The organism is Paenibacillus sp. AR247 (genome assembly GCF_002968895.1).
Taxonomy (GTDB): domain Bacteria; phylum Bacillota; class Bacilli; order Paenibacillales; family Paenibacillaceae; genus Paenibacillus_AQ; species Paenibacillus_AQ favisporus.
Map to the genome: position 1 here is coordinate 433,461 of NZ_PCZT01000009.1, position 9,290 is coordinate 442,750.

The following is a 9,290-nucleotide window of genomic DNA, read 5'->3' on the forward strand; positions in this document are numbered from 1 at the left end:
ATTCGACGCGATCGCGCCGGCCGCTGCCCAGGCGCTTCATGCACTAGACGCAGGCGATCTGGTCAGTTATGAGGCGATTATGGAGCCTACCGTTGCCTTGTCGAGTCATATTTTCCAGAAGCCGACGTACGCCTACAAGACGGGAATTGTGTTCATGGCCTACTTGAACGGCCACCAACCGCATTTCCGCATGATCGGGGGAGCGGAGGGATCACGCTCGATCGTCCATTTGGCCGAGCTGTTCGTGCTTGCCGACAGGGCTGGGCTGTTGGCCGATCCGGAGCTTGCCGCTGAACGGATGAAGCCTATCTTGGCGCTGGCGGGTATTCGGCCGTAATCAGTTATAGAGATGTTTGAAATCAAGGAGGGATCAGTATGGAACCGCTTCGTTCCATAGACAGACTCAGCTTGAACCAGATTACGACCGATCGGCTGAATATGCGTGAGGCCGTGGAAGCATGCGTTCGAGCCGAAGTACCTTGGATCGCGCTATGGCGGCATAAAGTGGGCGAGACCGGCCTGGCCGAGAGCAAGCGGCTTGTGCGGGACGCGGGCCTGCGCGTCTCCAGCCTGTGCCGTGGGGGTTATTTTCCGGCGGCCACCGCGCCTGCGCGCAAAGAGCGGTTGGACGACAATCGCCGCGCTGTCGAGGAAGCGGCCGAGCTCGGCACCGATGTGCTCGTGCTCGTTTGCGGACCGGCGCCAGACCGGGATATCGATTTCGCCCGCAAGACGGTCGAAGAAGCGATCGCGGAACTTGTGCCGTTCGCCCGCTCGCACGGAGTCAAGCTCGGTATCGAGCCTTTGCACCCGATGTACGCCGCTGAACGCTCCGTCATCAATACGCTGGCGCAAGCCAACACGCTCGCGGAGCAGCACGACCCGCAAGACGTCGGCGTCGTCGTCGATGCGTTCCACGTCTGGTGGGACCCCGAGCTATACGCGCAAATTGAGCGGGCCAGGGGGCGTATACTCGGCTTCCACGTCTCCGATTGGATCGTGCCGGTACCCGACCTGCTGATGGGCAGAGGGATGATGGGGGACGGCTTTATCGAGTTGCGCCGGATGCGTCATGCCGTTGAAGCGTCCGGTTACGTGGGGGCGATCGAGGTGGAAATCTTCAACCGGCAGGTATGGGATATGCCGGGAGATGAGGCGCTCACGCTCATCAAGGAACGTTATTTGCAGCATGTATGAATTATAAATTTGCAGCTTTGGCGGGCCGGGAGAATCGTTCCCGGCTCGTCAAGGCATAGCTTTGGAGGGAAGGAATGTGAAGATTTGTCGCACCGCGCTGATCGGGATCGGGGGATTCGGCGCTGAACATGTGAAAGTCGTGCAGAAGCTGGTCGAAGAGGGTAGCCTGCAGGTTGCTGCTTTTGCGGAGCCGAATGTCGGCGCTCATCAGGAGTCTTACGACAAGCTGACCGCGCTTGGGGCCGTCCATTATATAGACTACGTGCAGATGCTCACGCTGCATCCGGATATCGATTTCGTCGTCATCGTCACGCCGATCTCCTCCCACAAGCCGATGTGCATCCAGGTGATGCGGATGGGCTTTCACGTGCTGGTGGAGAAGCCCCCGGCGGTAACGATTCAGGACTTGGACGAGATGATCGCGGTGCAGATGGAGACCGGGCGCTTGTGCCAGGTGAACTTCCAGAATACGTCGGGCCAGGCGTTCCGAACGCTGCTGGAAAGGATCGGTTCCGGTGTGCTCGGGCAGGTGGAGCATGTGGTCGGCATTGGCATGTGGAAACGGCTTCGCTCTTACTATGATCGAACCCGCTGGGCTGGCAAACTGGTCAGTGACGGCCAGTATGTGCTGGACGGGACGTTCAACAATCCGTTTGCTCACTTGCTGCACCATAGCTTGCTGGCGGCCGGAGGAGGCTCCGCAGACTTGGACCCGGAATCGGTGCAGGCCGAGCTTTACCACGTCAATGACATCGAAGGGGACGATGTCTCCTGTATTCGCGCCGTTATGGCTAACGGTGTGAGCGTTCATTTTTACGCCATGCTTTGTCACGAAGTAAGCGAAGTGCCTTCGATTGCCGTGTACGGAACGCGAGGGGAAGCGCATTGGAATTACCAGAACAAGCTGACCATTCGCGCACAGGACGCCGAAGAGGATTTGGCGTTTGGTCCGACCGATTTGATGTGCAGCATGTATCTGAACCTGATGGAAGCGATTGAAACCCCAGGGAAACCACTCTTCTCGCCTCTCAAGGCAAGCCGAAGCTTCGTGCTGGTATCCAACGGCGCCTATGAGTCGGCTCGGGCCGTTCGTGCCATTCCCGGCCGATTCGTGACCGAGCGGGAGGATGGAGACTCCACGGTGCGCTTGCTGCCCAGCTTGTCCGAGAAGATGAGAGACGCGGCAGCGAAGCGGCAACTGTACAGTGAATATCCGCTTCCTTGGGCGACGCCGACCCGGCTGTTCCGGATGGAGGGCTACAGCCGATTCGAGCTGCCTGCCAATATGCGCACAAATAACGGTAGACCGACCAATTAGAGGCGTTCCTTCAGGGTTCTTTTTTTACAATGTCGAGGTTTAATCTAAAGATAAACCATAAATCAATAGTTTCCCTAGGCAACTCCACTATTCACTGTTTTTTGGATTCCAACACAGTTAAAGATGGGGTTTCTTGTTGCAAGGGGAGGCCGACCATGTTACATGCATTAAAAATTCATTTTATGTAATTTTGGAGGCATGCTACCTATTTAAATGAATCAGGACCAAATGGTCTCTGGTTCTTTATTTTGTTTACCTGACTAATTCCTCACTCTACAGTTTACATACAACTACCTTTTTAAGTTATTACCAAATTGATTTAAGGGAGTACATTTTTTTATTTCATCCTGAAGGTAAAATGATAAACATGAGAGCTCCTTATTACAGTCGGAGGGATGGGAAAAATGAAAGCGGTTTTAGACAGCTCCCGAAAGTACGGCGCAACAAAAAGGAAAAATAACTTTCTGTACTATATCAAAAGAGACGGTCTGTTATATTTTCTTTTGCTGCTGCCGATGGCGTATATCCTGATTTTCAAGTATGCACCCATCTATGGCCTTGTGATGGCATTCCAAGATTACAACATTTTTGAAGGAATTAGAGGGAGCGAATGGGTAGGACTGGATGTGTTCCGGTTTATTTTTGAGCAGGACAGCTTCTACCGTGCATTGAAGAACACGCTGGTCCTGAATGTGCTGGACTTGATCGCGGGTTTTCCAGCGCCCATTCTTCTGGCGATTTTGCTCAATGAAGTAAGACAAGCAAAATTCAAGAAAATGACCCAGACCGTGTTGTATCTGCCCCACTTTTTGTCCTGGGTTATTATTGGCGGTATGGTCTATCTGATGTTTTCTAACGGCGGCATGATCAACAATTTCCTGTCGAGCTTTGGTTTGGAGAAGATCGAGTTTCTGTCGCGGAAAATACCTTGGCTGATTACTTATATTGCCGTTGGCGTATGGCAAAATATCGGATGGGGCACCATCATTTATTTGGCGGCCATTACCGGAATCAATAGGGAGTTGTATGAGGCTTCCGATATTGATGGCTGCAGCAGGCTTCGCAAAATGTGGCATATTACACTGCCTGGCATTAAGTCAACTATCAATATTTTGTTGATTCTCCAAATAGGAAGAATGGTTTCTATCGGATTTGATCGTCCCTTTGTGATGGGGAATTCACTGGTTAGCGATTACTCTGATGTTATCAGTACTTTCGTGTATAGAGTTGGTATTAGTTCGGGTGATTTCTCCCAGGCAACGGCGGTAGGATTGTTCCAATCCGTGGTCGGCCTGATCCTGCTGTTATCTGCAAACTTTGTTGCGAAAAAATTAGGCGAGGATGGGATATGGTGAGGATGGCGATCAATAGGGGCAAGATAAAAAAAATGACTGTAGCGGATATTGCCATCATTGTATTTATCGCGGCATTGTCCTTCACATGTATCGTACCGTTTCTGTATATGATTGCGCTTTCTTTCAGTTCCAACGAAGCAATTATTTCTCAAAAGGTAGGACTGTGGCCAGTAGACTTCACAGCAGAAACGTACAAAACCATATTGAGCGATATGGATATGCTTTATACGCTTGGATACAGTATTGTGCTTACGATATTTTACACTTTGGTATGCATGTTCCTAACCATATGTGCAGCGTATCCGTTAACGAAGAAGCGGCTGAAGGGAAGAAGCTTTATTTTGACAGCGTTGGTCTTCACCATGTATTTCAGCGGCGGTTTAATTCCCTCCTATATTCTGGTTAAAAACCTGGGCATGATGAATTCGGTTTGGAGCCTGGTTTTGCCGGGTGCCATGAGCGTGTTTAATATGATCATCCTGAAAACCTTCTTCAGCAATCTTCCGGAGAGTCTGGAAGAATCGGCAGCCATTGACGGGTGTTCGGATCTGGGCATTCTCATCAAGATCGTGCTCCCACTTTCGTTGCCATCGATCGCCACATTAAGCCTTTTCTATGCGGTGGACAGATGGAATGGATTCCAGGATGCGCTGTTCTATATTACGAAAAAAGAGCTGTACCCTATGCAGATGAAGCTCTACCAGATCATTTCGGCCAATCAGCAGTTGGATAGCCAACAAGGAGGAGAAGGAAGTGTCGGCTCCTATATTGTCCCTGAGTCTTTGAAAGCGGCCAGTGTCATGTTTACAACGATTCCGATTTTGCTGATCTATCCTAAACTGCAGAAGTATTTCGTGGATGGTGTGATGACTGGGGCTATCAAGGGATGATGGGGAAACAGATTATGATGAAGGGGGGATCCCGGCCTCGCGGATGATTTAAGAGAATCAATCACAAGAACGAAAGGGTGGTTAACGTGTATAAGGGCATAAAGAAGAAAGCAGCAATTCTATTTAGCACAGTGCTTCTAGCCGTAGGAGTGGCAGGCTGTGGTGGCGCAGGCAATAACAATGGGGAGACGGTATCAAAAGGGTCCAACGCACCGGAAACGGGCTCCGGTTCCCCAGTAACCTTGACAGTGGAAGTGTTTGACAGAGGTATTCAGGGACAACCGGACTTGAACAACAACACGTGGACCAAATATGTCAATGAAAAATTCGGGAAGCCTAATAACGCCATTGTAAAGTTTGTTCCTGTCCCCCGTTCCCAAGAAGTCGACAAGCTGAATGTGTTGATGGCTGCCAACGAAGCTCCTGATATTTCCTTCACCTATGACGGGAATACCGTAACCCGTTTCGCAAAAAGCGGTGGCCTTTATACACTGGATGAATTGTTGGAGAAGCATGGCCAGCAATTAAAGTCTTATCTGGGCGAGAAAGTTCTTTCCTACGGGAAATATGAGGGCAAACAAATCTCGATCCCAGGCAAGCGGACTCTGATTGCTTGGAACGGCATGTTTATCCGCAAGGATTGGCTGGATAAGCTGGGAATGCCTGTTCCAACGAATCGGGATGAATTATATAATACCCTCGTTGCTTTCCGTGACAAGAACCCGGGTAATGTGGATGGTGTCATTCCGTGGGCAACAGCGGCTTCCGGCATGAACTACACCTTTGGCAACCTGATTCCTTCGTTCTGGGGTCCGATGTCGGAGGAGGAATTCGTTACCACCACCAATTGGTTGAAGCCCGGCACTAAGGATGCTTATAAATGGCTGAACAAACTGTACAATGAAAAGCTGATCAGCCCCGACTTTGCGCTGGATAAAACAACCAAACAAGCGGACGCCGATGTGACTAATGGCAAGGTAGGCTTCTACGCTGCCAACTGGGATTATCCACTTTCACAAAAAATTCGTGAACCACTGAAGCAAAATGCACCTGATGCCAACTATGTTGCTGTAGATACCTTCAAAAACGACGAGGGGAAATACCTGAAAGAGATGTACAATGAAAACGGGATTTTCTCCTTCATCCCGAAAAGCAGCAAGAATGCGGAGCTGGCCATAAAGTATCTGAACTGGATGGCTGATCCGGAGGTGTTGTTCTTCCTTCAGTTTGGCGAAGAAGGCGTCAATCATAAGCTTGTAAACGGCATCCCGCAAGGGATTTCGCAAACCGGCGAAAATATGCAAACGAGCAATCTGAATATGGATTATACTCTCATTGTTAACGGTGCAGAGCTGGGCGATACCGAAAGAATGTCCGAACGTACGCAGCAGCCTTAGCAGCCGGAGATCAGAACTATGAAAAACTGGCTGTCGAATCATACAAGATCAATACGACGGATGGTTATACAGGCTTCTATTACGGCGTCTCGAACGAAGCTAGTATCAAGTACGGCAAAACGTTGGGTGACATGAACAAGCAAATGAGTGACAGGCTGGTCGTTGCCAAGCCGGCAGAGTTCGACGCCTTGTATGACAAGCTGGTGAAAGAATATATGGACGCCGGCGGTCAGGCTGTTCAGGATGAGAATATAAAGAATTATAGAGATGTCAAAGCACAGAGCAAGTAATCCATGGCATAAGGATAAACCAGTCTGTGGTTTATCCTTTTTTCGTTGCTGTTCCCGAATAATTTTGCTATTATTCGGGGGAATCCATATGTTCAGGAGGATACCCATGTACAAGGTCATGATTGTAGATGATGAGCCGTGGGCAATTAAAGGAATCCGCAACGCCTTCGATTGGGATAAATATGGATTTGAAATTATCGGACAATTTAAAAGCGCTTACACGGCGTGGGATGCCATAAAAGCGAATGAACCCGATTTGGTATTTACGGATATCCGTATGCCTGAGATATCTGGACTGGATCTGATGAAGAGGGCCAAAGTAGAAGGGCTGGACATTGAGTTTGTCATCGTAAGCGGTTATGCGGAATTTGAATATGCCCAGGAAGCGCTGCGCTATGGCGCGCTGGATTATTTCCTGAAACCTTTGGATATCGATAAGGCTGACCCCTTCATTGCGAAGCTGGCCATGCACTTCTCCCGAAGAAGCACAGCACGCAACCAACTCCTTCTGGATGCACTGACCTCGGCGAATGAGGACGAGATAAAGAGCTTCCTACCACTTCCCGATGATGCAGCTGTGTACTATTATCAGGTGTTGACCATCTATTTCGAGGGAGAAAATAAAAATATTAGGAACCTGCTTTCTTTGGAGGGAAAGCCTGTTCATGTTGTGGAAGTTGAAGCCGGTGCCCGAAAAATGCTAGTTGTCCTGATGACGGAGCATAGGGCTTGTCTGGAAGGACTTTCGGATAAATGGGTTCTGAATAAGACGGGCATCCACGTTATGGGCGTCAGCAGCATCTCTAATCAACTAAAGCACATGAGCAAGCTCATTAAAGAAGCAGACCTGTCCGCTTCCCAGGTTTTTCTTGAAGAAGCTGGGGGCGTCGTTCACTACGAGCCGAAGCTTCATCTGGTGAAGCCATGTATCGATGAAATCCACCACATCCTACTGGGAAATCAATTTGACGATGTGGATGCGTACATTAAAGGGCTGCAGGCATATTTCAGGGATCATCATCTGGGCATGTCTGAGGTTGTCTACCTGTGGAATCAAGCCGTCGGGATCCTTATCAAAGCATATTCTGAGGAATTGAAGGATATGGAACTGGAATTCCTGAATTATTCCGAGATCAAGGAACGATTTGAACACTTTGAGTCGCTATGCAGCTTTTTACATGAGGTTCTCGACTCCATCAGGATAGGAAACAGCCGCTCTGTGCAGGAAGGGGACATCCAGTCCTGCTTCAACAGGATGATCAATTATATCAACCATCATTTTGAGCAGAAATTGTATTTGAAGGATTTATCTGCCCAATTCTTCATTAACCAGGTGTATTGCTGCCAATTATTCAGAAAAAATCTGGGCAAAACCTTCTCAGAATATGTGTCGGAGCTGAGAATCAAGAAAGCCCGTGAGCTCCTGAAGCGAACGGATCTATCCATTGAAGAAGTGGCCATTCAGGCCGGGTATGTCGATTATTATTATTTCAATAAAGTGTTTAAGAAGCATTGCGGGATGACCCCTACCAAATTCAGAAAAAGTTGATATGAACGGAGCGGCGGGCCATGAAGATCAGTAAACTGAAATTGAAGCATCAGATATGGCTTATCTTTTTTTTCTCAATTATCATATTTACTGTCATGGAATTTTATTATTATTATAGTTTCTCTAATTTAACCCAGAAGAGAGCCGCCCATTACAGTAACCAGATGATCGAACAAACACGCCGCAAAATTGATTCTGCATTTAGTGATATCAGGGTCAGCACCAGCATTGCGGTCAATAGCAGACGGGTTCAGGAATTTTCTGTAGTGGATGATGATTACCAAAGGGCGTTTAACAGCGGTCCAAATGCATTGGATCTCATGGAATATATGAGATCCTTTAATTCGTATGTGGACGGAATTGTAATTAATGATATTCGGGGAAGACGGCTTTACAGTTTGGCATCAGCAAGCGGAGATATTTTTTTTCTCAATCGTTACGATACCTTTATCCAGAAGTATAAGGAAGATCCTTCGTTGCGGGACAAGGGGATGTTCACCTCGATTCTAAAAGACGACAGAACAGGAACGGAACAGTTCTTTTATATAGCGCCGATTGTGGAGGCCATCGGGGGAATCTATTTCTCCCAAATTACGGGTTACTGTACCGTTTTGGTCAATATGGACAAAATGCAGGGGCTTGTAGAAAATACGGAATTAACGCCCAACTCTACCTTGTACATTCTGAATAGCCGGGATGAGGTGATTGCTTCCACCAATTCCAATGCCCGAGGTGCGTTATTCAGGGAAGTTCTGTCTATGGATAAGGGCATCCTGCTTAACGGGGTCAAAACAACGATCGATGGGGAAGATATTCTTGTCCAGGTTAAGGGTTTGGAGCAGGCAGACGGGTGGCGGGTTGTGAGTATGATTCCAGTGCAAGAGCTTACTGCAGACATGAACCCTATACGGAAAGTCAGCATTATCGTGGGGATTGGGATGATTCTAAGCATGCTTATCATGGGCAGTTTCTTTATGAACAATCTGATGCGTCCGGTGATGGGACTTGTTCTGGATATGAAGAGAGTGGGGAGCCGGGACATGGGCTTCCGCATTAAAGTCCGGTCTACCAATGAAGTAGGCATGCTGGCCGACGACATTAACCGGGTAATCAATGAAAGGGAACAGATGGCAAGAGATATGATCAATACCCAGGCCAGATTATATGAATCTGAGCTGAGTCAGAAACAGGCGGAGTTTGCTGCCCTGCAAAGCCAGATCAACCCCCATTTTCTCTATAATACGCTCAATTGCATCAGCAGCATCGGATTGGAATACGGAAGCAGAGAGATCGC

The 9,290-nt window shown here is 48.6% G+C and carries 9 protein-coding genes; all 9 read left to right on the forward strand.

Translation table 11 applies throughout. The features are described 5' to 3' along the window. On the forward strand, positions 1-337 hold a 337-nt coding region (locus CPT76_RS09970; RefSeq protein ID WP_146116289.1), incomplete at its 5' end, for a DUF993 family protein. Between the two features lie 38 nt (positions 338-375). After that, a complete protein-coding gene (locus tag CPT76_RS09975; RefSeq protein ID WP_105442807.1) occupies positions 376-1,197 on the forward strand; it encodes a sugar phosphate isomerase/epimerase family protein in 822 nt (273 codons plus the stop codon). Positions 1,198-1,273: 76 nt separating this feature from the next. Next, positions 1,274-2,515 carry a Gfo/Idh/MocA family protein gene (locus CPT76_RS09980; RefSeq protein WP_105442808.1) on the forward strand — a complete coding sequence of 414 codons (1,242 nt, stop codon included), beginning with the start codon at positions 1,274-1,276 and terminating at the stop codon, positions 2,513-2,515. A 404-nt stretch (positions 2,516-2,919) separates the two neighbouring features. Continuing rightward, positions 2,920-3,870, forward strand: a complete 951-nt coding sequence (locus tag CPT76_RS09985; protein WP_076321385.1) for an ABC transporter permease — start codon at positions 2,920-2,922, stop codon at positions 3,868-3,870. Beyond that, positions 3,864-4,760 (forward strand): carbohydrate ABC transporter permease, encoded by an 897-nt coding sequence (locus CPT76_RS09990; RefSeq protein WP_105442809.1) that lies wholly within the window; start codon positions 3,864-3,866, stop codon positions 4,758-4,760. Before CPT76_RS09985 ends, CPT76_RS09990 begins: the two co-directional genes overlap by 7 nt. Positions 4,761-4,846: 86 nt before the next feature. Continuing rightward, entirely contained in the window at positions 4,847-6,157 is a 1,311-nt protein-coding gene (locus tag CPT76_RS09995; protein WP_258168255.1) for an extracellular solute-binding protein, read from the forward strand. 143 nt (positions 6,158-6,300) lie between these two features. Next, on the forward strand, positions 6,301-6,447 hold the full coding sequence (locus CPT76_RS39330) for a hypothetical protein (RefSeq protein WP_258168256.1): 147 nt from the start codon (positions 6,301-6,303) through the stop codon (positions 6,445-6,447). 106 nt (positions 6,448-6,553) lie between these two features. Further along, on the forward strand, positions 6,554-7,996 hold the full coding sequence (locus tag CPT76_RS10000; protein WP_105442810.1) for a response regulator: 1,443 nt from the start codon (positions 6,554-6,556) through the stop codon (positions 7,994-7,996). Between the two features lie 20 nt (positions 7,997-8,016). Further along, positions 8,017-9,290: sensor histidine kinase (locus CPT76_RS10005; RefSeq protein WP_105444024.1), on the forward strand; the 1,274-nt coding region annotated here is incomplete at its 3' end.

Coding starts and splice junctions, on each gene's coding strand:
- CPT76_RS39330 (WP_258168256.1), top strand. CDS start 6,301: ATGAGTGACAGGCTGGTCGTTGCCAAGCCGGCAGAGTTCGACGCCTTG.
- CPT76_RS09990 (WP_105442809.1), top strand. CDS start 3,864: ATGGTGAGGATGGCGATCAATAGGGGCAAGATAAAAAAAATGACTGTA.
- CPT76_RS09975 (WP_105442807.1), top strand. CDS start 376: ATGGAACCGCTTCGTTCCATAGACAGACTCAGCTTGAACCAGATTACG.
- CPT76_RS10000 (WP_105442810.1), top strand. CDS start 6,554: ATGTACAAGGTCATGATTGTAGATGATGAGCCGTGGGCAATTAAAGGA.
- CPT76_RS09985 (WP_076321385.1), top strand. CDS start 2,920: ATGAAAGCGGTTTTAGACAGCTCCCGAAAGTACGGCGCAACAAAAAGG.